General features: G+C 71.2%; 21 protein-coding genes. 14 read left to right on the top strand and 7 right to left on the bottom strand.

Annotated features, from left to right (window positions below):
• Positions 1-53 precede the first annotated feature (53 nt).
• The 4 genes from AC067N_RS28160 to AC067N_RS28145 all read left to right on the top strand — a co-directional run bounded on the left by AC067N_RS28160 (position 54) and on the right by AC067N_RS28145 (position 2,723).
• The gene (locus AC067N_RS28160; protein WP_478681710.1) at positions 54-686 is read left to right on the top strand and encodes an AIM24 family protein; all 633 of its coding nucleotides are present in this window, start codon (positions 54-56) and stop codon (positions 684-686) included.
• 1 nt (position 687) lies between these two features.
• Positions 688-1,338, top strand: coding sequence for an AIM24 family protein (locus AC067N_RS28155; RefSeq protein WP_478681671.1), 651 nt, complete (start codon positions 688-690; stop codon positions 1,336-1,338).
• Positions 1,339-1,340: 2 nt separating this feature from the next.
• The gene (locus AC067N_RS28150; RefSeq protein ID WP_478681709.1) at positions 1,341-2,138 is read left to right on the top strand and encodes an AIM24 family protein; all 798 of its coding nucleotides are present in this window, start codon (positions 1,341-1,343) and stop codon (positions 2,136-2,138) included.
• 108 nt (positions 2,139-2,246) lie between these two features.
• Positions 2,247-2,723 (top strand): MarR family winged helix-turn-helix transcriptional regulator, encoded by a 477-nt coding sequence (locus AC067N_RS28145; protein ID WP_478681670.1) that lies wholly within the window; start codon positions 2,247-2,249, stop codon positions 2,721-2,723.
• Positions 2,724-3,303: 580 nt separating this feature from the next.
• On the opposite strand, the gene AC067N_RS28140 is transcribed toward AC067N_RS28145, so the two are convergent.
• Together AC067N_RS28140 and AC067N_RS28135 are read right to left on the bottom strand one after the other, a co-directional pair.
• Complete coding sequence (locus AC067N_RS28140) at positions 3,304-4,782, bottom strand: sensor histidine kinase (protein ID WP_478681669.1); 1,479 nt, start codon at positions 4,780-4,782, stop codon at positions 3,304-3,306.
• Positions 4,779-5,447 carry a response regulator transcription factor gene (locus tag AC067N_RS28135; protein WP_478681668.1) on the bottom strand — a complete coding sequence of 223 codons (669 nt, stop codon included), beginning with the start codon at positions 5,445-5,447 and terminating at the stop codon, positions 4,779-4,781. Before AC067N_RS28135 ends, AC067N_RS28140 begins: the two co-directional genes overlap by 4 nt.
• A gap of 172 nt (positions 5,448-5,619) precedes the next feature.
• Here AC067N_RS28135 and AC067N_RS28130 point away from each other — a divergent pair, with 172 nt between their 5' ends.
• The gene (locus tag AC067N_RS28130) at positions 5,620-6,336 is read left to right on the top strand and encodes a PepSY domain-containing protein (RefSeq protein ID WP_478681667.1); all 717 of its coding nucleotides are present in this window, start codon (positions 5,620-5,622) and stop codon (positions 6,334-6,336) included.
• A 234-nt stretch (positions 6,337-6,570) separates the two neighbouring features.
• Here the strand turns inward: AC067N_RS28130 and meaB are convergent, their stop codons facing one another.
• Together meaB and AC067N_RS28120 are read right to left on the bottom strand one after the other, a co-directional pair.
• Positions 6,571-7,527 (bottom strand): methylmalonyl Co-A mutase-associated GTPase MeaB, encoded by a 957-nt coding sequence (gene meaB / locus AC067N_RS28125; protein WP_478681666.1) that lies wholly within the window; start codon positions 7,525-7,527, stop codon positions 6,571-6,573.
• A gap of 47 nt (positions 7,528-7,574) precedes the next feature.
• Complete coding sequence (locus AC067N_RS28120) at positions 7,575-8,777, bottom strand: acetyl-CoA C-acetyltransferase (RefSeq protein WP_478681665.1); 1,203 nt, start codon at positions 8,775-8,777, stop codon at positions 7,575-7,577.
• 149 nt (positions 8,778-8,926) lie between these two features.
• On the opposite strand from AC067N_RS28120, the gene mce reads away from it, so the two are divergent.
• The 7 genes from mce to AC067N_RS28085 all read left to right on the top strand — a co-directional run bounded on the left by mce (position 8,927) and on the right by AC067N_RS28085 (position 18,834).
• On the top strand, positions 8,927-9,367 hold the full coding sequence (gene mce, locus AC067N_RS28115; protein ID WP_478681664.1) for a methylmalonyl-CoA epimerase: 441 nt from the start codon (positions 8,927-8,929) through the stop codon (positions 9,365-9,367).
• Positions 9,368-9,610: 243 nt separating this feature from the next.
• Positions 9,611-13,459, top strand: coding sequence for a polarized growth protein Scy (scy, locus tag AC067N_RS28110; protein ID WP_478681663.1), 3,849 nt, complete (start codon positions 9,611-9,613; stop codon positions 13,457-13,459).
• 235 nt (positions 13,460-13,694) lie between these two features.
• On the top strand, positions 13,695-14,633 hold the full coding sequence (locus AC067N_RS28105; protein ID WP_159773153.1) for a coiled-coil domain-containing protein: 939 nt from the start codon (positions 13,695-13,697) through the stop codon (positions 14,631-14,633).
• A gap of 169 nt (positions 14,634-14,802) precedes the next feature.
• Positions 14,803-15,756, top strand: coding sequence for an ABC transporter ATP-binding protein (locus AC067N_RS28100; protein ID WP_478681662.1), 954 nt, complete (start codon positions 14,803-14,805; stop codon positions 15,754-15,756).
• A gap of 2 nt (positions 15,757-15,758) precedes the next feature.
• Positions 15,759-16,529 (top strand): ABC transporter permease, encoded by a 771-nt coding sequence (locus AC067N_RS28095; protein ID WP_478681661.1) that lies wholly within the window; start codon positions 15,759-15,761, stop codon positions 16,527-16,529.
• A 182-nt stretch (positions 16,530-16,711) separates the two neighbouring features.
• Positions 16,712-17,968 (top strand): ABC transporter ATP-binding protein, encoded by a 1,257-nt coding sequence (locus AC067N_RS28090; RefSeq protein ID WP_478681660.1) that lies wholly within the window; start codon positions 16,712-16,714, stop codon positions 17,966-17,968.
• Positions 17,965-18,834, top strand: coding sequence for an ABC transporter permease (locus AC067N_RS28085; RefSeq protein WP_478681659.1), 870 nt, complete (start codon positions 17,965-17,967; stop codon positions 18,832-18,834). Before AC067N_RS28090 ends, AC067N_RS28085 begins: the two co-directional genes overlap by 4 nt.
• 28 nt (positions 18,835-18,862) lie before the next feature.
• Here AC067N_RS28085 and AC067N_RS28080 read toward each other — a convergent pair whose 3' ends face one another.
• Complete coding sequence (locus tag AC067N_RS28080) at positions 18,863-19,204, bottom strand: ATP/GTP-binding protein (protein WP_478681658.1); 342 nt, start codon at positions 19,202-19,204, stop codon at positions 18,863-18,865.
• 222 nt (positions 19,205-19,426) lie between these two features.
• Here AC067N_RS28080 and AC067N_RS28075 point away from each other — a divergent pair, with 222 nt between their 5' ends.
• The gene (locus tag AC067N_RS28075; RefSeq protein WP_478681657.1) at positions 19,427-20,455 is read left to right on the top strand and encodes an LLM class flavin-dependent oxidoreductase; all 1,029 of its coding nucleotides are present in this window, start codon (positions 19,427-19,429) and stop codon (positions 20,453-20,455) included.
• Positions 20,456-20,545: 90 nt separating this feature from the next.
• On the opposite strand, the gene AC067N_RS28070 is transcribed toward AC067N_RS28075, so the two are convergent.
• Positions 20,546-20,938 carry an SCO5389 family protein gene (locus AC067N_RS28070; protein WP_468103209.1) on the bottom strand — a complete coding sequence of 131 codons (393 nt, stop codon included), beginning with the start codon at positions 20,936-20,938 and terminating at the stop codon, positions 20,546-20,548.
• Between the two features lie 331 nt (positions 20,939-21,269).
• Here AC067N_RS28070 and nucS point away from each other — a divergent pair, with 331 nt between their 5' ends.
• Positions 21,270-21,950 carry an endonuclease NucS gene (gene nucS, locus AC067N_RS28065; RefSeq protein WP_478681656.1) on the top strand — a complete coding sequence of 227 codons (681 nt, stop codon included), beginning with the start codon at positions 21,270-21,272 and terminating at the stop codon, positions 21,948-21,950.
• A 63-nt stretch (positions 21,951-22,013) separates the two neighbouring features.
• Here nucS and AC067N_RS28060 read toward each other — a convergent pair.
• On the bottom strand, positions 22,014-22,209 hold a 196-nt coding region (locus AC067N_RS28060; RefSeq protein WP_478681655.1), incomplete at its 5' end, for a hypothetical protein.

The following is a 22,209-nucleotide window of genomic DNA, read 5'->3' as shown; positions in this document are numbered from 1 at the left end:
CCTCTGGACCCTGTCCTGTCCGGCCATCGGCCGGTTACCGTCACCCCGTGGCAATGTTCCGACTTCAAGGCAGCAAAGTGCTCGCCGTCGACATGACCGGGGACGCCGTGAAGGCGAAGAACGGCTCGATGGTCGCGTACGACGGTCAGATGTCGTTCAAGAAGCTGAGCGGCGGCGGTGAGGGCCTGCGCGGGATGGTGACGCGGCGCCTCACGGGTGAACAGATGACGTTGATGGAGGTCACCGGGCAGGGGACCTGCTGGTTCGCGGACCGGGCCTCCGAGATCAACCTGGTGAATCTTCAGGGGGACAAGCTGTACGTGGAGTCGAGCAACCTGCTCGCGACGGACTCCGGGCTGCGGACCGGCACGAGCTTCACGGGGCTGCGCGGCGCCTCGCAGGGCAACGGCCTGTTCACCACGACCATTGAGGGCCACGGCCAGGCGGCGATCATGTCCGACGGCCCGGCGGTGGTGCTGCACGTGAGCCACCAGTACCCGCTGACGGTGGACCCGGGGGCGTACATCGCCCACCAGGGCAACCTGCAGCAGTCGTTCCAGTCCGGTGTGACGTTCCGCACGCTCCTCGGGGAGGGCGGCGGCGAGGCCTTCCAGATGCGCTTCGAGGGCGACGGCCTCGTCTATGTCCAGCCGAGTGAGCGCAACACGATCGCGGGAGACGTGTGAGATGCCCTTCCGCGAGATCAACTCGAAGATGATCGAGGCGACCGTCATGCCCGGCCAGCGGCTGTTCAGCCAGCGCGGGGCGATGCTCGCCTACAAGGGCGAGGTGTCCTTCACCCCCAACATCCAGGGCGGCCAGGGCGGCATCGCGTCGATGATCGGCCGCCGGGTCGCCGGCGAGGCGACCCCGCTGATGACCGTCGAGGGCAGCGGCACGGTCCTGTTCGGGCACGGCGGCCACCACATCCAGGTGATCAACCTGACCGGCGAGACGCTCTATGTGGAGGCCGACCGCCTGCTGGCCTTCGACGGCACCCTGCAGCAGGGCACGATGTTCATGGGCTCGCAGGGCGGTGTCATGGGCATGGTCCGCGGCCAGGTGACCGGCCAGGGTCTGTTCACCACCACACTCCAGGGCCACGGCGCCGTCGCCGTGATGGCGCACGGCGGAGTCATCGAGGTCCCGATCACCCCCCACCGCCCGGTCCATGTGGACCCCCAGGCGTATGTGGCCCACCACGGCGACGTACGCAACAAGCTGTCCACCGCGCTCGGCTGGCGCGACATGGTGGGCCGCGGCTCCGGCGAGGCGTTCCAGCTGGAGCTGAGCGGAAACGGCGCGGTGTACGTCCAGGCCTCGGAGGAGAAGCTGTGAGCATGTACGGGGGCCCTGTCGCCGGCCCGACCGTCTTCGACCCCATGACGCTGCCGAGCGACGACAACGTCAACAACTACACCTTCTGCGTGGAGCTCAAGGGGAGCCAGTGGTTCCTGCAGAAGGGGAAGATGATCGCCTACTACGGGCAGATGGAGTTCAACGGCGTGGGACACGGTCGGCTGGACCGCCTTGTCCGTACGTCCTTTCATTCGCCTCTGCACGCGAGCGACTGGGTCGTCGCCGAGGGGTCCGGGAAGATGCTCCTGGCCGACCGGGCATTCGACGTCAACTCATACGACCTGGACGAGGGCAACCTGACCATTCGCTCCGGCAACCTCCTCGCTTTTCAGCCAAGTCTCGCGCTGAAGCAGTCCATCGTTCCGGGCTTCCTCACGCTGATCGGAACCGGGAAGTTCGTGGCCGCCTCCAACGGCCCGGTGGTGTTCATGGAACCCCCCATCCGGGTCGACCCCCAGGCCCTGGTCGGGTGGGCCGACTGCCCCTCCCCGTGCCACCACTACGACCACGGGTACATGACCGGCGTAATGGGCGGTCTACGTGCACTGACGGGGATCGGAGGCGCCTCCGGCGAGGAGCACCAGTTCGAGTTCGTCGGGGCGGGCACGGTGCTGCTCCAGTCGTCCGAAACCCTGATGGCCGAGCAGGCCATGGGCGCCGTGCCGCACGAACCGGGCGTACCCGGCGGCGGAGGGGTACCCGGCCATCACGGACAGCAAGGCGGCGCACCGCGCCTTCCCGGACAGCTGGGGGACCTCCAGCGTCGCTTCGGGCTGTGAGCGGTAGTCTGCGGAGTGTGACATCGAACGTGTGCCCGCTGTCATGTTTCGACCCGTACCACCACAACTCGCTAGTTCATCATTCAACCTTTTAGGTAGACTTCATTCATGGAGACCGAGACGGCCACGCGGTGGCTGACCGATGCGGAGCAGTGCGCCTGGCGCACCCATCTGGACGTCAACCGACTACTGACGCACCAGCTCGAAAGGGATCTGCAGCCGTTCGGCCTGACAATGAACGACTACGAGATCCTGGTGAACCTCTCCGAGTCGGAGGGACTGCGGATGCGGATGAGCGATCTCGCTTCGGCGACCCTCCAGTCCAAGAGCCGCCTCTCGCACCAGATCACCCGCATGGAGAACGCGAACCTGGTGCGCCGGGAGAACTGCGAGTCCGACCGGCGCGGGTTGTTCGCCGTGCTCACGGAGCACGGCCTGGAGACCATGCAGAGGGTCGCTCCGCACCATGTGGCGTCCGTGCGGCGGCACTTCATCGATCTGCTGTCGGAGGAGGCGCTGGAGGAACTGCACAAGTCGCTGACGCCGGTGGCGGAGCACTTGCGGAACCATCGCGGCAAGCCGTAGCGCTCCGCTGGGGGGCGGGCGGGTGGGGTGCCGGGGGGGTGCGGTCGGTGATCTGGTGCGGGAGGGTCGTGGCCGGTCGCGCAGTTCCCCGCGCCCCTGGGGGTTCGGGGGAACCGTAGGGCTGCGACAGGCGCCGTCGGGCGCCGCCGAGGGGTGGCGGGGCGGGTGCCGGGAATGCGGGTCAGGGCCGCTCGCGGTCCGTCGTGGCCGGTCGCGCAGTTCCCCGCGCCCCTGGGGGGTTCGAGGGAGCCGTAGGGCTGCGACAGGCGCCGTCGGGCGCCGCCGAGGGGTGGCGGGGCGGGTGCCGGGAATGCGGGTCAGGGCCGCTCGCGGTCCGTCATGGCCGGTCGCGCAGTTCCCCGCGCCCCTTGGGGGGTTCGAGGGAGCCGTAGGGCTACGACAGGCGCCGTCGGGCGCCGCCGAGGGGGGCGGGGCGGGTGCCGGGAATGCAGGTCAGGGCCGCTCGCGGTCCGTCGTGGCCGGTCGCGCAGTTCCCCGCGCCCCTGGGGGGTTCGGGGGAGCCGTAGGGCGCCGTCGGGCGCCGTCAGCGGGGGGCCGGGGCGGGTGCCGGGAATGCGGGTCAGGGGGTGCCGGTGGTTCGTTGTGGCCGGTCGTGCGGTTCGCCGTGGGCCTGGGGGGTTCGCGGGAGTCTTAGTTCGAAGAGGGCGCCGCCCTGGGGGGCGTCCGTGACGGTCAGGGTGCCTCCGTGGCGGGTCGCGATGTCTCGGGCGATGGCCAGGCCGAGGCCGGCGCCGCCGTCGTCGCGGGTCCGGGACTCGTCGAGGCGGACGAAGCGTTCGAAGACGCGGTCGCGGTCGGCGAGGGGGACGCCGGAGCCGTCGTCGACGACCTGGAGGACCGCCTGGCCGGCGTCGGCGCGCAGGGTGACGGCGACCCGGTCGCGGGCGTGCCGGGCGGCGTTGTCCAGCAGGTTGCCGAGGACACGGCAGATCTGGTTGCGGGAGCCGCCGACCTCCAGCGAGGCCACGCTGTCGAGGGCCACCCCCGGACGGGAGTCCACCTCTTCCCGTACGACCCTCGCGAGGTCGAAGCGGGCGTCCGGCGCGGGCCGCTCCCCCGCGTCCAGGCGGGCGAGGAGCAGCAGGTCCGCGGCGAGGTCCTGCAGCCGTACGGTGTCCTCCAGGGCCCCGTCCAGATCCAGCAGCTCCGGGTGGGCGGCGCCCACTTCCAGCTGGGTGCGCAGGGAGGCGATGGGGCTGCGCAGTTCGTGCGAGACGTCGGCGACGAACGCGCGCTGCCGTTCGACCGAACTCTCCAGCGCGGCGAGGGTCTCGTTCGTCGTACGGGCCAGACGGGCGACCTCGTCGTGGGTGTCCGGCTCGGGGACACGCCGCGAGAGGTCCTCGGACGCCGTGATCGCGGCCATCTCGGCGCGGATGCCCTCCACGGGCCGCAGCGCCCGCCGGGTGACCAGGTACGTCACCCCGCCTACCGTCAGCAGGAGCAGCGGCAGCCCGATGAGCATGGTGGTCAACGCGGTGTCGACCGCGTCCTGTTCGACGGAGAGCGGTGCTCCCGCGTAGACGGTGAGCGGCACGCCTCCCTTCGTGATCACGTCGACGGCGGCGAACCGGTAGTCCGCCGTCTCCCCCTCGACGGTCGCGGTGCCCTCGCCGTACCAGGTCTCGTCGGCGACCTCACCGGCCTTGAGTCGGTCCGCGTCCTCCGCATCCCGGTCGCCCTCCGCCCGGTCGTCGGCGTCGTCGTTGGTCTCGGAGTTCAGCCGCTCGGAGGCGACGGCGGTCACGCTCATGCCCTCGACGTCCTCGCCGACCACGACGGGCTTCTGTTTCCGGTCGAGGATCTCGACGGGGTTCTCGTCGCCGTCCGGCAGGTTCAGCTCGTCGTAGGCGAAGCCGTGGGCGAGCGCCGAGGCGGCGCTGCGGGCCACGGAGTCGGCCTCGGCGTCCGCCTTGTCGACGAGGGTGAACCGCAGCGAGAGCAGCACCGCCGCGCCGGCGGCGACCAGGGCGACGGCGACGACCACGGTCGCGGCGAGGGTGGCACGGGCCCGTACGGAGCCCAGACGGCGCTTCACGGGCGGGCCTCCAGCCTGTATCCGGCGCCGCGGACGGTCTTGATGAGCGTGGAGCCCAGCTTGCGGCGCAGGGTGCTGATGTAGACCTCGACTATGTTCAGGTCGCCCTCGTAGGCGAAGTCCCAGACGTGCTCCAGGATGTCGGCCTTGGAGACGACCTCACCGGCTCTGATCACGAGCTGTTCGAGGACGGAGAACTCCTTGGCGGTCAGGGTGACCTCGTCGTCGGAGAGGAACACGCGCCGCGCGGCGGTGTCGACCCTCAGCTCGCCGACCGTGTGCACGGGCGAGGCCCCGCCGGCCGGACCGCGCCGCCTGAGCAGCGCCTTCACCCGGGCGACGAGGACCACGTACGAGAACGGCTTGGTGAGGTAGTCGTCGGCGCCCGTGTCGAGCCCCTCGGCCTCGTCGTACTCGCCGTCCTTGGCGGTGAGCATCAGGATCGGGACGTCGTGGCCGGCGGCGCGGAGGGCGGCGCACACGCGGTAGCCGTTCATGCCGGGGAGCATGATGTCGAGGATGACGAGGTCGTGGACGCCCTCGCTCGCCCGGTGCAGGCCCTCCACGCCGTCGTGGACGACGTCCACCGCGTAGCCCTCGGCCGTCAGCCCCTTGGCCAGCGACACCGCGAGCCGCTTCTCATCTTCCACGATCAACAGGCGCATGCGTTCAGCTTGGCAAAACGAACCTGAAGCGGTCTTCAGGGGGCTTCAGGTCCGCTTCAGCGTCCCTCGGCCAGATTGGTTCCCGTCGAAAGCAGACGAGGCACACAAGCCAGCCGCAACAGGTGACACGACCCGTTACCGGTTGCAACCAGTCGCATTCCGGAGGAATCCCATGAAGCGCAACATCGTCATCGCCACCGTCGCGGCCGCCGCCCTGATCGGCGGCGGCACCGCGACCGCCATCGCGGTCGCCGGTGACGACGAGGCGCCCGCGAAGAAGACGGTGACGGTGTCGAACGACGGCAACGACCGCGACGACGCCCAGGACACCGACGACACCGCGCAGGACAGGGCCGAGGACAAGGCGGAGGACGCGGCCGAGGACCGGGCCGCCCGGGACACGGACGAGGACGCCGAGGACAAGGCCGAGAACGCGGCCGACGCCAAGGCCGCGCAGATCACGGCCGCCGACGCGATCAAGGCGGCGCTGAAGCACACCTCGGGTACGGCGGTCTCCGCCGACCTGGACGACGAGGGCACGACCCATGTGTGGGACGTCGACGTGCTGACGGGCGGCGGTGCCTGGCACAGCATCCAGATCGACCCGGCCACCGGGAAGGTCCTCGGCTCGCACACCGAGACGGACGACGACGGCGACGACGCCGCCGAGACCGCGCAGATCCGGGACGCGCTGAAGGGCAGCTCCGTGACCGCGGCCGAGGCCGCCGAGGCCGCCGCCGTCAAGGGCACGGTCACCTCCGTCGACCTCGACGAGGAGAGCCGGGACCAGGCGTGGGAGGTCGACACCACCGCCGCGGACGGTGCGGGCAGCGACTGGCGCGTCGCGCTGGACACGGGGAAGGTCACGGCCGACCGCACGAACGACTGACCGCCGGGCTTCCTTTCCGGGCCGTGGTTCGCCTGCGGCCCGGTGGGGGTTGTCCGCGCAGTTCCCCGCGCCCCTGAAAAGCGCCCGGGGCTACGCCCCGTGCTTTTCAACGGCGCCGTCCCGCTGAAGGCAGGGCCGCAGGCCCAGGCCTTCAGGGGCGCGGGGAACTGCGCGGGAAACCACGAACCGCCCGCAGCCACCCGACGACAGTGGCCCCCGAGTTACTGGGCGCCCTCACCCCTCCGTCAGGCCGGCGACGAGTTCGTCGGCCGCCCGGTAGGGGTCCAGCGCACCCTCCACGATCCGCTCCGCGAGCGCGCTGAGGCGGCGGTCGCCGTGCAGGTCCCCGATCCGCTCCCGCAGCGCGGTCACCGCGATCGTCTCGATCTCCCGCGCCGCCCGCGCGAGCCGGCGCTCGGCGAGCACCCCGCGCTCCTCCATCCACGCCCGGTGCTTCTCCAGCGCCTCGACGACCTCGTCGACGCCCTCGCTCCGCGCGGCGACCGTCTTGACGATCGGCGGCCGCCAGTCCCCGGGGCCGCGCGACTCCCCCAGGCCGAGCATGTGGTTCAGCTCGCGCGCGGTCGCGTCGGCCCCGTCCCGGTCGGCCTTGTTGACGACGTAGACGTCACCGATCTCCAGGATCCCGGCCTTGGCCGCCTGGATGCCGTCGCCCATGCCGGGCGCCAGCAGCACCACGGAGGTGTCGGCCTGGGAGGCGATCTCCACCTCGGACTGCCCGACCCCGACCGTCTCGACCAGCACCACGTCGCAGCCCGCCGCGTCGAGGACGCGGATCGCCTGCGGCGCCGCCCAGGCGAGACCGCCGAGGTGACCGCGGGTCGCCATGGAGCGGATGTAGACCCCGGGGTCGGAGGCGTGCTCCGACATCCGGACGCGGTCGCCGAGCAGCGCGCCCCCGGAGAACGGCGAGGACGGGTCCACCGCCAGCACGCCGACCCGCTTGCCGGCCCTCCGGTACGCGGTGACCAGCGCCGACGTGGACGTGGACTTGCCCACGCCCGGCGAACCGGTCAGACCCACCACGTACGCCCCGCCGGTCAGCGGGGCGAGCGCCGCCATCACCTCGCGCAGTTGCGGGGACGCCCCCTCCACCAGGGAGATCAGCCGGGCGACGGCACGCGGCCGCCCTTCCCGGGCCTGTGCCACCAGCGTGGGGACGTCCTGCATCACAGCTCCGTTCCGAGTAGCCACGTACACCTGGGAAGGGGAAGGCCTCAGGCCTTGGGTACCCGCACGATCAGCGCGTCACCCTGCCCACCGCCACCGCACAGCGCGGCCGCGCCGACACCGCCGCCGCGCCGCCTCAGCTCCAGCGCGAGGTGGAGGACGAGACGGGCGCCGGACATACCGATCGGGTGGCCGAGGGCGATGGCACCGCCGTTGACGTTCACCTTTTCCGGGGACACCCCGAGGTCCTTCATTGACTGCACGGCGACCGCCGCGAAGGCCTCGTTGATCTCGATGAGGTCGAGGTCCGCCACCTCCAGGCCGTCCTTCTTCAGGGCGTGCTGGATCGCGTTGGACGGCTGCGACTGCAAAGAGTTGTCCGGTCCCGCCACGTTCCCGTGGGCGCCGATCTCGGCGAGCCACTGGAGGCCCAGCTCCTCGGCCTTCTCCTTGCTCATCACGACCACGGCCGCCGCACCGTCCGAGATCTGCGAGGCGGAACCCGCGGTGATCGTGCCGTCCTTGGCGAACGCCGGCCGCAGCTTGCCCAGCGACTCGGCGGTGGTCTCGCCCCGGATGCCCTCGTCCTGGCTGAAGACGACCGGCTCGCCCTTGCGCTGCGGGATCTCCACGGGGGTGATCTCCGCGTCGAAGATCCCGTTCTTCTGCGCGGCGGCCGCCCGCTGGTGGGACAGGGCGGAGAACTCGTCCTGCTCCGGCCGCCGGATGCCGAGGCGGGTGTTGTGCTTCTCGGTGGACTCGCCCATGGCGATGCCCTCGAAGGAGTCCGTCAGCCCGTCGTACGCCATCGAGTCGAGCATCTGGATCGCACCGTACTTGTAGCCCTCACGGGACTTCGGCAGCAGGTGCGGGGCGTTGGTCATGGACTCCTGGCCACCGGCGACGACCACGTCGAACTCACCGGCGCGGATCAGCTGGTCGGCGAGCGCGATGGCGTCCAGACCCGACAGACACACCTTGTTGATCGTGAGGGCGGGCACGTTCATCGGGATGCCCGCCTTGACCGCGGCCTGGCGTGCCGGGATCTGCCCTGCCCCGGCCTGGAGCACCTGGCCCATGATCACGTACTGCACCTGGTCGCCACCGATCCCCGCACGGTCGAGGGCGGCCTTGATCGCGAAGCCGCCGAGGTCGGCTCCGGAGAAGGACTTCAGCGACCCGAGCAACCGCCCCATGGGCGTACGCGCGCCCGCGACGATCACCGAGGTCCTGCCGTTCGTTCCAGTCATGAGGTGCGATCCCCTATCCGGCCTGCACGGCCGAGGAGTGAACGAGGGTTTACTTCGAATGTACTGAGTGGCACTCCGTGCCGTCACCGGGCGGTGAGTGTGATCGCTGGCACGTTGCGTAACGGCGCGAGGAGCGCTGCACTGACACCATGCTGACGCGAATCGACCACATCGGGATCGCCTGTTTCGACCTCGACAAGACCGTCGAGTTCTACCGGGCCACATACGGCTTCGAGGTGTACCACTCCGAGGTCAACGAGGAGCAGGGCGTGCGCGAGGCCATGCTCAGGATCAACAGCACGGACGACGGCGGGGCCTCCTACCTGCAGCTCCTGGAGCCGACCCGCGAGGACTCCACCGTCGCCAAGTGGCTGGCGAAGAACGGCGAGGGGGTGCACCACATCGCCTTCGGTACGGCGGATGTGGACGCCGAGGCGACCGCGATCAAGGACAAGGGCGTACGCGTCCTGTACGAGGAGCCGCGACGCGGTTCCATGGGGTCACGGATCACGTTCCTGCACCCCAAGGATTGTCATGGAGTACTGACAGAACTGGTCACTTCGGCGCCAGTTGAGTCACCTGAGCACTGACCCCCGTACATATGGGCCGGTAGGGTTGGGGGCGGCCGTCCCCTTCACCGGGCGACGGCCCGGGTCCTGCCGCCTTCCGACGACGGGGCCCAAGGGCCGGGGTCCAGGTTTCGGGGGACGAGGGTGAGGGCGGCAGCCCGTGCTCCGCCGTTGATCTGACACCATTCCCCGGGGGCCCCGTTCGCCGGTTGGACGGAGCTCGTTTGCCAGAGGTTGCGACCAGGGGACGGATGGGACCGCGCAGTGCGGGGCTACGAACGCCAGGAGCGAGAGCCGGCGGCTGACGTCGACCACCTCTCTCGGTTCGAGGCCGAGATGGAGCGGCTGAAGACCGAGCGGGAGAAGGCGATCCAGCACGCCGAGGACCTCGGCTACCAGGTCGAGGTGCTGCGCGCCAAGCTGCACGAGGCGCGCCGCACCCTCATGTCCCGGCCCGCCTACGACGGCGCCGACCTCGGGTACCAGGCCGAGCAGATGCTCCGCCAGGCCCAGATGCAGGCCGACCAGCTGCGCGCCGACGCCGAGCGCGAGCTGAGCCAGGCCCGGGCGCAGACCCAGCGGATCCTCCAGGAGCACGCCGAGCAGGCCGCGCGCCTCCAGGCGGAGCTGCACCAGGAGGCGGTCACCCGCCGCCAGCAGCTCGACCAGGAGCTGTCCGAGCGCCGCCAGACCGTCGAGTCCCACGTCAACGAGAACGTGGCATGGGCGGAGCAGCTGCGGGCCCGCTCCGAGCAGCAGGCCCGCCGGCTCGTCGACGAGTCGCGCGCCGAGGCCGAGCAGGCGCTGGCCGCCGCCCGCGCCGAGGCCGAGCGGCTCACCAACGAGGCCCGCCAGCGCCTCCAGAGCGACTCCGAGGCCGCCCGCGCGGAGGCCGACCAGATCCTGCGCCGCGCCCGCGCCGAGGCCGAGCGGCTGCTGAACGCGGCGTCCACGCAGGCCCAGGAGGCCACCGAGCACGCCGAGCAGCTGCGCTCCTCCTCCGCCACCGAGTCGGACAGCGCCCGCCGCCAGGCCGCCGAGCTGAGCCGGGCCGCCGAGCAGCGGATGTCGGAGGCCGAGGCGGCGCTGCGCGAGGCTCGGGCCGAGGCGGAGAAGCTCGTCACCGAGGCGAAGGAGAACGCGGCCAAGGCCCTCTCCTCCGCCGAGTCGACCAACGAGCAGCGCACCCGTACGGCCAAGGAGCAGGTCGCACGGCTGGTCGAGGAGGCCACGAAGGAGGCCGAGGCCACCAAGGCGGCAGCCGAGGAAGTCGTCGCGGACGCCAGGGCAGAGGCGGAGAAGCTGCTCGCCGAGGCCGCCGAGAAGGCCCGCTCGCTCACCGCGGAGGAGTCCGCCTCCCAGCTCGCCAAGACGGCCAAGACCGCCGAGGACGTGCTGAACAAGGCGTCCGAGGACGCCCGCAGGACCACCAAGGCCGCCGCCGAGGAGGCCGAGCGGATCCGCAAGGAGGCCGAGGCCGAGGCGGACCGGCTGCGGGCCGAGGCGCACGACCTCGCCGAGGAGCTGAAGGGCGCGGCGAAGGACGACACCAAGGAGTACCGCGCCAAGACCGTCGAGCTGCAGGAGGAGGCGCGCCGGCTGCGCGGCGAGGCCGAGCAGCTGCGGGCGGACGCGGTCGCCGAGGGCGAGCGGATCCGGTCCGAGGCCCGCCGTGAGGCCGTCCAGCAGATCGAGGAGGCGGCGAAGACCGCCGAGGAACTGCTCGCCAAGGCGAAGGCGGACGCGGACGAGCTGCGGCAGACCGCCACCACGGACAGCGAGAAGGTCCGCACGGAGGCCATCGAGCGCGCCTCGGCGCTGCGCCGCCAGGCCGAGGAGACGCTGGAGCGCACCCGCAAGGAGGCCGAGCGGCACCGCGCCGAGGCCGAGGAGCAGTCCGAGGAGCTGAAGGCCGAGGCCGAACGCGCCGTCCGTGAGCTGCGCGAGGAGGCCGAGCGGGGCATCGCGACCCGGGAGGCGGAGGCCGCCGAGGGGCTCGCCCGGCTGCACACGGACGCCGAGCAGCGGCTCACCTCCGCCGAGGAGGCGCTCACCGAGGCCCGCGCGGAGGCCGAGCGGATCCGCCGCGAGGCCGCCGAGGAGGCCGACCGGCTGCGCACCGAGGCCGCCGAGCGCATCCGTACGCTCCAGGCGCAGGCCGAGGCCGAGGCCGAGCGGCTGCGGGACGAGGCCGCGTCGGACGCGTCCGCGTCGCGCGCCGAGGGCGAGGCCGTCGCCGTACGTCTGCGGTCGGAGGCCGCGGCCGAGGCGGAGCGGCTGAAGTCGGAGGCGCAGGACACCGCGGACCGGGTGCGGTCGGAGGCGCAGGCCGCCGCCGAGCGGCTCGCCACGGAGGCCTCGGAGACGCTGGCCGCCGCGCAGGAGGAGGCCGCCCGGCGCCGCCGCGAGGCCGAGGAGCTTCTCGGCTCGGCCCGTCAGGAGGCGGACCAGGAGCGCCGGCGGGCCCGCGAGCAGAGCGAGGAACTGCTGGCTTCCGCGCGCAAGCGTGTGGAGGAGGCCGAGACCGAGGCCGTACGGCTGGTCGAGGAGGCCGAGCGGCGGGCCACCGAGATGGTGTCGGCCGCCGAGCAGCACGCCCAGCAGGTGCGGGACTCCGTCGCCGGGCTGCACGAGCAGGCCCAGGAGGAGATCGCCGGGCTGCGCAACGCGGCGGAGCACGCGGCGGAGCGTACGCGCCGGGAGGCCGAGGAGGAGGCGGACCGGGTCCGCGCCGACGCCTACGCGGAGCGGGAGCGGGCCACCGACGACGCCAACCGGGTGCGCCGTGAGGCCCGTGAGGAGACGGACGCGGCGAAGGCGCTCGCCGAGCGCACGGTCGCGGAGGCCATCGCCGAGGCGGACCGAGTCCGTTCGGAGGCGTCCGAGCACGCCCAGCGGGTTCGTACGGAGGCCTCGGACACCATCGCGCGGGCCGACCAGGACGCCACGCGCACCCGGGCGGAGGCCCGCGAGGACGCCAACCGCATCCGGTCGGACGCCGCGACACAGGCCGACACCCTCATCACCGAGGTCACCGCCGAGGCGGAGCGGCTGACGCGGGAGACCAACGAGGAGGCCGAGCGGGTCCGGGCGGAGTCCGTCGCCCAGGCCGAGCAGCTGATCGCCGAGGCGACCGACGACGCGGAGCGGCTGCGGGCCGAGGCCGCCGACACGGTCGGTTCCGCGCGGCAGCACGCGGAACGCGTCCGGCACGAGGCCGAGCGGGTGAGGGCCGAGGCGGAGGCGGAGGCGGAGCGGCTCACGTCGGCCGCCCGCGAGGAGGCCGACCGTACGCTCGACGAGGCCCGCAAGGAGGCCAACAAGCGGCGCTCGGAGGCCGCGGAGCAGGTCGACACGCTCATCACGGAGACCGCGGCGGAGGCCGACAAGCTGCTCGCGGAGGCGCAGAAGCAGGCGCTGAAGACCACGGCGGACGCCGAGGCGCAGGCCGACTCCATGGTGGGCGCGGCCCGCACGGAGGCCGACCGGCTGATCTCCCAGGCCACCGTGGAGGGCAACACCACGGTGGAGAAGGCCCGCCAGGACGCCGACGAGCTGCTGGTCGGCGCCCGCCGCGACGCGACCGCCATAAGGGAGCGGGCGGAGGAACTGCGCGAGCGGATCACGTCCGAGATCGAGGCGCTGCACGAGCGGGCCCGCCGTGAGTCCGCCGAGACGATGAAATCCGCCGGTGACCGTTGCGACGCGCTGATCAAGGCGGCCGAGGAGCAGTTGGAGAAGGCTCAGGCGAAGGCCAAGGAGATCGTTTCCGAGGCGAACTCCGAGGCGGGCAAGGTCCGTATCGCCGCCGTGAAGAAGGCCGAGGGTCTTCTGAAGGAGGCCGAGCAGAAGAAGTCCACGCTCATCCGTGAGGCCGAGGAACTGAAGGCCGAGGCGATCCGGGAGGCCCGCCGGACGGTCGAGGAGGGCAAGCGGGAACTCGAGGTGCTGGTCCGGCGCCGCGAGGACATCAATGCGGAGATCTCCCGTGTCCAGGACGTCCTGGAGGCGTTGGAGTCTTTTGAGGCCCCGTCGAGCGGCAAGGACGGTGGAGTCAGGGCGGGTGCCGCGGCGGGTGCGACTCGTTCGGGTGGCAAGTCGTCAGACGGCTAGCGGCGCCGGGCCGTTGCGGGTATGGCCCCGCGCCGCCCGGTCCACTCGATACCCATTTGTGTTCTTCCTGTGCTCGCCAGGGCCTTGATGCAAAGGTTCTGGCAAGTATTCCGATGGTCGGCCACTCAAAAGGGGTGTCATTCTCCAGATCAAACGTGCATCTGCTCGATGACACGCCGCTTCGCCCCCTAGGATTCCATCTATCACCTCACCGGTCTCATTCGACAGGAACCCCATGAGCGACACTTCCCCCTACGGCTTCGAGCTTGTGCGGCGTGGATACGACCGCGCTCAGGTGGACGAACGTATCTCCAAGCTCGTCTCCGACCGTGACTCCGCTCTCGCCCGCATCACCGCGCTCGAAAAGCGCATCGAGGAGCTTCACCTCGAGACGCAGAACGCCCAGGCGGCGGTCACCGACGCGGAGCCGTCCTACGCCGGTCTCGGCGCCCGCGTCGAAAAGATCCTCCGCCTCGCCGAGGAGGAGGCGAAGGACCTGCGCGAGGAGGCCCGCCGCGCCGCCGAGCAGCACCGTGAGCTCGCCGAGTCGGCGGCCCAGCAGGTGCGCAACGACGCCGAGTCGTTCGCGGCGGAGCGCAAGGCCAAGGCCGAGGACGAGGGCGTCCGGATCGTCGAGAAGGCCAAGAGCGACGCTTCGCAGCTGCGTGCCGAGGCGCAGAAGGACGCGCAGTCGAAGCGCGAGGAGGCGGACGCCCTCTTCGAGGAGACCCGCGCGAAGGCCGCGCAGGCCGCCGCCGACTTCGAGACCAACCTCGCCAAGCGGCGTGAGCAGTCCGAGCGCGACCTCGCCTCGCGGCAGCAGAAGGCCGAGAAGCGGCTCGCCGAGATCGAGCACCGCGCGGAGCAGCTCCGCCTGGAGGCGGAGAAGCTGCGCACCGACGCCGAGCGCCGCGCCCGCCAGACGGTGGAGACCGCGCAGCGTCAGGCCGAGGACATCGTCGCGGACGCGAACGCCAAGGCGGACCGGATCCGTTCGGAATCCGAGCGCGAGCTGGCGGCTCTCACCAACCGCCGCGACTCCATCAACGCCCAGCTGACGAACGTGCGCGAGATGCTGGCGACGCTCACGGGTGCGGCCGTCGCCGCGGCGGGCACGCCGGCGACCGACGACGAGCCGATCTCCCGTGGGGTTCCGGCGCAGCAGACCCGGTAGCACCACTGTGTGACGGCGTCGGCCGTGGGTTCTTGAGGGCCCGCATCCCCTTCGGGGGGTGCGGGCCCTTCGGTGTGTGGCAGGTCGCGCGTTTCCCCGCGGCGCGGGTGAGCCGGGGGTGCCGCGTGCTCCGGTGGCAGGGGCCGGGACCGCGTTCTAGCGTGGCCGCATGATCGAGCTCGAGGGGCTGACCAAGCGGTACGGGGAGAAGGTGGCGGTCAACAACCTCTCCTTCGCGGTCAGGCCCGGTGTGGTGACGGGCTTTCTCGGGCCGAACGGCGCGGGGAAGTCGACGACGATGCGGATGATCCTCGGGCTCGACCGGCCGACCGCGGGGGACGTACGGATCGACGGAACGCACTACGACCGGCTCAGGGACCCGCTGAAGAACATCGGCGCCCTGCTCGACGCCAAGGCCGTGCACGGCGGGCGGAGCGCGTTCAACCATCTGCTGTGCCTCGCGCAGAGCAACGGAATCCCCCGGGCGCGCGTGCACGAGGTGCTGGACACGGTCGGGCTCACCCCGGTCGCCAGGAAGAAGGCGAAGGGCTTCTCCCTCGGCATGGGGCAGCGGCTCGGCATCGCGGGCGCCCTGCTCGGCGACCCGCGGATCCTGATGTTCGACGAACCGGTCAACGGCCTCGACCCCGAGGGCATCCACTGGATCCGCACCCTGATGAAGTCCCTGGCCGCCCAGGGCCGGACGGTGTTCGTGTCGTCCCATCTGATGAGCGAGATGGCCCTGACCGCCGACCATCTGGTCGTGATCGGACAGGGGAGGCTGCTGGCCGACACCTCCATGGCCGACTTCATCCAGCGGAACTCACGCTCGTACGTGCGCGTGCGTACCCCGCAGCGGGAACGGCTGCTCGATGCGCTCGCGGGGGCCGGGATCACCGTCGTGGAGGCGGGTGACGGCGCGTTCGAGGTGGACGGCGGCAAGGCCGAGCAGATCGGGGAGCTGGCGGCCCGGCACCAGGTGGTCCTGCACGAACTGAGCCCGCAACAGGCCTCGCTGGAGGAGGCGTTCATGCGGCTGACGGCCGAGTCGGTGGAGTACCACGCCCATTCCGGGGCCGCCCCCGCACCGGCGTGGGGCGAGGGTTGGAAGGGAGAACCCTGAGCATGGCCGCCACCCAGGTCGTACGGTCGGAGTGGACCAAGATCCGGTCGGTGGCGTCCACGGTGTGGACGCTGTCCCTCGCCGTGTTCGTCACCGTCGCCCTCGGCATCCTCATCTCGTTGCTGTCCAAGCACGAGTTCGACAACCTGAGCCGTGCGGAGCGGCTCTCCTTCGATCCGACGTTCGTCAGCTTCGCGGGGATGAGCCTCGGCCAGCTGGCGATGATCGTGTTCGGGGTGCTGGTGGTGACGAACGAGTACAGCACCGGCATGATCCGTACCTCGCTGGCGGCGGTACCGCAGCGGGGCACGTTCCTCTTCAGCAAGCTCGCGGTGGCGACCGCACTCGCGTTCGGGGTGGGACTCGCGACCAGCTTCGTGACGTTCTTCCTCGGACAGGCGGCGCTCGGGGAGCACCGGGCCGAGATCGGTGATCCGGGCGTACTGCGCGCGGTCATCGGCGGTGGGCTCTACATGACGCTCATCGCCGTGTTCTCCATGGGCGTCGCGGCCATGCTCCGCGGGCCGATGCTGTCGCTCGGCATCCTGATGCCGTTCTTCTTCCTGATCTCCAACATCCTGGGCAACGTCGGCGCCACGAAGAAGGTCGGCCGCTATCTGCCCGACCAGGCCGGCAGCAGCATCATGCGCGTGGTCACCCCGGTGGACGGCGACAGGCCGTACGGGCCCTGGGGCGGCCTCGGGATCATGGCGCTGTGGGTGCTGGCCGCGCTGCTCGGCGGGTTTCTGCTGCTGAAGAGGCGCGACGCGTGACCGGTGACCGGACGCCTGACCAGGCGAAACGTACATGCCAAGTCGATGGCCCTGTGACCTGCACGGTTTTACTTACTCTTGGGCGGAACCGTCAACGCCCGGATAAGCTCCTAAACCTTACGGGGGCGTGCGCCCCGACGTCCTGAGACGAGACGTCCTGAACCGTTCGATGGGTGCGGAGCATGATCGAGGCAGTCGGCCTGACTAAGCGCTATGGCGCGAAGACAGCCGTGTACAACCTTTCCTTCCAGGTGCGGCCGGGGGCCGTCACCGGCTTCCTGGGGCCCAACGGCTCCGGCAAGTCGACGACGATGCGCATGATCCTCGGCCTGGACAACCCCACCTCCGGGCAGGTGACGATCGGCGGCTACCCGTACCGCAAGCTGCCGAACGCCGCCCGCCAGGTCGGTGCCCTCCTCGACGCCAAGGCGGTGCACGGCGGCCGGTCCGCGCGCAGTCACCTGCTGTCCCTGGCCCAGCTGTCGGGCATCCCGGCCCGCCGGGTGGACGAGGTGCTCGGGGTCGTCGGCCTCCAGGACGTGGCCAAGAAGCGCTCCAAGGGCTTCTCGCTGGGCATGGGCCAGCGGCTCGGCATCGCCGCCGCCCTCCTCGGCGACCCCCAGGTGCTGCTCTTCGACGAGCCGGTCAACGGCCTCGACCCCGAGGGCATCCTCTGGGTGCGCAACCTGATGAAGGCGCTCGCCGCGGAGGGCCGTACCGTCTTCGTGTCCTCGCACCTGATGAGCGAGATGGCGCTGACCGCCGACCATCTGATCGTGATCGGGCGCGGCCAGCTGCTCTCCGACATGAGCGTCAAGGACTTCATCTCGGCGAACTCCGCCGACTTCGCGCGGGTACGGACCCCGGACACCGAGCCGCAGCTGCGCGAGAAGCTGACGTCCGCGCTGACCGAGGCCGGCGGCCAGGTGCTGCCCGAGCAGGACGGCGCGCTGCGGGTCATGGGCCTGCCGCTGCCCCGCATCAGCGACCTCGCGCACGAGGCCGACGTACGGCTGTGGGAGCTGTCCCCGCACCAGGCCTCGCTGGAGGAGGCGTACATGCGGATGACGCAGGGCGCCGTCGACTACCGCTCGACGATCGACCAGAAGGCCGGGCTCCAGCAGCCCCTGCCGCCCGGCGCTCAGCCGCCGATGCCGGTTCCGGGCCAGGGCCAGCCCGGCTGGTACGCCCCGCCGGCGCCGCAGCAGGGCGGGCAGCCGTACGCGCCGCCGCAGGGCCCGCCGCCGGCCGGTCCGTACGGGGCTCCGGCGCCCGGCGCCGCGCCCGCCCCGGCACCGGGCGCGCCGCAGCCGAACCCGTACGCCCAGGCCGCGCCCCAGGCCCCCGCACAGCCCGCCGCCGCCCCCGCAGCGCCGGCCCCCGCCCAGCCCGCCGCCGCGCCCGCCGCCGATCTGACCAAGTCCGAGGACGCCCGATGAGCACGCCCCAGCCTCAACTCGCCCCGCAGCAGCCACCTGCCCCGCACTGGCAGGGCGCGCCGGGCACGTCGTACACCTCGCCGATCCCGGTGGTGCGCACGCACCTCGGGCACGCGATCGCCTCCGAGTGGACGAAGATCAAGTCCGTACGCTCGACGATCTGGACCCTGGGCGTCTTCGTCGTCCTGCTGCTCGGCCTCGGTCTGCTCTTCGCCGTCATCGCCGCGTCCGCAGACATGAACCTGGAGGGTGAGTCCCCCCTCGGGCTCGGGCTGTTCGGGGTGATGATCGGCAGCGTCTGCCTCATCACGCTGGGCGTGCTGACCACCGCCTCGGAGTACGGCACCGGCATGATCCGGACCACGCTGACCGCGTGCCCGAGCCGCAGCCGGGTGCTGGCCGCGAAGTCGATCGTCTTCTTCGCCCTCGCGTTCACGATCACCCTGGTGGCCACCTCGCTCGTCGGCTTCCTCCAGGTGGCGATCCTGGAGAGCAGCAACGCGGCGACCCCGAACGGCGAGGAGTGGTTCAAGGCGACCGTCGGAGTGAGCCTCTTCCTCGCGCTGTTCGGTCTGCTGTCGCTGCTGATCGGTTCGCTGATCCGCCACTCGGCGGGCGCGATCACCATCATGCTGGGTGTGTTCCTCGCGCCGCTGGTCATCGCGATCTTCATGTTCGCGGAGTCGCTGCGGGACGTACAGGAGTTCCTGCTCAACTACTCGATCCCCAGCCAGCTCGGCGTCTTCTACGGTGCCGAGCTCGGCGCCTCCGCCCCGTCCGGCTGGGAACCGCTGTGGATCATGCTGGGCCTGGTGGCCGCCACGTCCGTCGGCGCGTTCGCCCTGCTGGAGAAGCGGGACGTGTAACCGCGGGACGGACGCCCGGATCCGGGGTTCAGAACCTCGGTGCGTTACGGGACCGCTGCACCCGCGTGGTGCGGCGGTCCTTCGCGTTCCAGCAGGACTTGTGCCAGTGGCGCCGTTCGTCGACACCCGAGTGCTCGGGCCAGGCCACGACGTGCGGCACACCGGAGGGGATCATCTGGTCGCAGCCGGGGCACCGGTAGGTCTTGCCCGCCGCGCTCGCGCCCGCCACATGGCGCACGCTCCACTCCTCGCCCTGCCAGCGCTCGCCGGACTGCCAGCCGCCATACCGTTCCGAACGGTCCTCGTCGGCGCTCCGAGCCGACGGGCCCGACCGGCCATCGCCCTTGGGACGGTTGCGACGCGGGGACACAGGACACCTCACGGGGCTATACAGGGGGCAGGGTTGATGTCCAGCCTACGCGGGCCCGACGGGGGTACGCGTACGGCACCAATCACCTCAGAACGCCCTCCGCTCGCAGCATTCTGCAGACAATCCGCAAATCTCGCCGCCAGGCCGTGTCTTCGGCACGTGTCAGAGGGTTATGCCGGGTGGGGGAGCTCCCGAGCCGGAGCCGAGGAAGCAGGAAGTGCGATGCGCGTAGGAACTTTTGTACTGGGAGGCCAGTTCCCCGGCCAGGGCCAGGGCGAGGCCCTCCACCGGGCGGTGCGGACGGCGGATGTGGCCGAGGAGGCGGGACTGGACTCCGTCTGGCTGGCCGAGCACCATTTCGTGCCGTACGGGACGTGCCCGTCGGCGATCACTCTCGCCGCGCTGCTGCTGGGGCGCACCCGGCGGATCCGGGTCGGCACGGCGGTCAGTGTGCTGCCCACCGCCCATCCCGTCGCCTTGGGCGAGCAGGCCGCCCTGCTGCATGTGACGTCCGGAGGACGCTTCTCCCTGGGTGTCGGGCGCGGCGGCCCCTGGGTGGATCTGGAGGTGTTCGGCGCCGGACTCCGGGCGTACGAGGAGGGGTTCCCGGAATCACTCGATCTCCTGTTGCGCTGGCTGCGGGAACCCTCGGTCTCCGCTTCGGGGGAACGATTCAGCTTCCGTGAGGTCCCCGTCGTCCCGAGGCCGTCGGAGGACCTGGACGAGACGCCCGGTCCCGAGGTCGTGGTCGCCTGCACCTCGCCGACGAGCGTACGGCTGGCGGCCGAGCGGGGGCTCCCGATGCTTCTCGGTATGCATGTCGGGGACGAGGAGAAGGCCCGGATGGTGGCGATGTGGCGCAGGTGCGCCCGGGCCGCGGGCCGTTCGCCGGAGGAGATCTCCGGCGCGGCCCATGTGTCGGCCGGCGTCTGCCAGGTCGCGGACCGGCGCACGGACGCCGTCGAGTCGCTCACCAAGGCGATGCCGGGCTGGCTGAAGCAGGGCCTCGACGCCCATGTGACCGTCGACGGCCGCGCCCGCGCCATGCGGGACCCGGTGGCGTACACCGAACTGCTCTGCGGACTGCACCCGGTGGGGACGCCGCGGCTGTGCGCCGACCGGCTCGCGGCGACGAGCGAGCGCACGGGCATCTCCCGCTTCGCCCTGCTCGTCGAGGGCACCGGCGATCTGGCGGCGTCCGAGGAGAACGTGCGGCGACTCGGTGCCGAGGTGCTGCCTCACCTCGGCTGAGCCTTGCCGTGTCGTACCGGGTTGCTTGCCGCCCCGCTCTACTGATGCACCTCCCGCGGTTGGAGCGGCAAGCCGTACTGCGTCACCGCCTCAGCAGTCCCGGAGTTCCGGGGACTGGTTGAGGAGCTGACCCCGGACCGAGGTGAAGCGGGCGAGCCTGTCGTCCACGGACGGGTCCAGCGGGAACACCGCCACCCGGTGGCAGTTCTGGAAGGCCAGCCGTACACCGAAGTGCCGCTGCAGGGCGCCGCGTATCGCGTCGCTGGCGAGCGCGCGCAGCAGCTGCCCGCGTGCCTGCTCGTCCGGCGGGGGCGTCTGGTTGTCGGCGAACTCGCCGCCTTCGACCTTCAGCTGGACCACCAGGGAGCTGATCATCTCCCACGCGTAGGGCAGGGAGGTCCGGACGCAGTCGACGAAGGCGGCTTCGTCGACCTCGCCTCGCTCGGCCTGTTCGAGTAGGGCCGGTGAGACGTCGAGCGACATGGGTTCTCCTCTCGCACCCCCACTACAACAGGGGTTGACGGACAGGGTCGGGGTTCGCGTTACCGAACACGCAGAGTGCACGGTTCGCGACCTCCCGTTTCTACGGTAAGCAACCGAACGTGACCGCACCAGGAGATTGCGCGCACCGACCGCACGCTGGACGCACACAATCAGCCAATGCCGAACGAGAGTTGACAGCAGCACATGCCACGGGACGCCGGAGGCCCGCGTGGGGGCCGGCAGCCGGGTGACGGAGGGCGACAGGCGTCGGCATGGTCGTCGTGGCGGTCGAATCGCGCGCACCCGCCGCCGTCGAGTAGCGTTGCCGACCATGCGTCTCGTCATTGCCCGCTGCTCCGTGGACTACGCGGGCCGGCTCACCGCCCACCTCCCCTCGGCCCCCCGTCTGATCCTGGTGAAGGCGGACGGCAGCGTCTCGATCCACGCCGACGACCGGGCCTACAAGCCCCTCAACTGGATGTCGCCGCCGTGCACCTTGAAGGAGGACACCGGAGACTCCGACGGCACGGCGGGCGTCTGGACCGTCGTCAACAAGGCGGGCGAGAAGCTCATCATCACCATGGAGGAGGTCCTCCACGACTCCTCGCACGAGTTGGGCGTCGACCCGGGTCTGATCAAGGACGGTGTGGAGGCGCATCTGCAGGAGCTGCTCGCCGACCGCATCGAGACCCTGGGCGAGGGCTACACCCTCATTCGCCGTGAGTACATGACGGCCATCGGCCCGGTCGACATCCTGTGCCGGGACGCGGAGGGCACGACCGTCGCGGTGGAGATCAAGCGGCGCGGCGAGATCGACGGCGTCGAGCAACTCACCCGCTACCTGGAGTTGTTGAACCGCGATCCGCATCTCGCGCCGGTCCGCGGCATCTTCGCCGCCCAGGAGATCAAGCCCCAGGCCCGGGTTCTCGCGACCGACCGGGGCATCGGCTGCCAGGTCCTCGACTACGACGCCCTGCGCGGCATCGAGGACGACAAGCTGCGGCTGTTCTGAGCCATTTCACGAGGAGGGGCCGGGTCCGTGGAACGGACCCGGCCCCTCCTCGTGATCGGGACGTCAGGCGGCGGATCCGGCGGGCGTCCCGTCGCCGCTCTGCGAGGCGCTCGCCGAGATGCTGTTGGACGGCGAGGTGCCGCCCGTGGTCCCGGCGGTCGTCCCGCCGTCGGCACCGCTCGTCGTCCCCTCGGTGGTCGTCCCGCCGCTCGTGGTGTCGCCGGTGGTGCCGCCCGTCGTGTCGCCGGTGGACCCGCCG

It is taken from the genome of Streptomyces sp. NPDC042364, assembly GCF_056437585.1.
This window is presented reverse-complemented; position numbering and strand designations above follow the sequence as displayed.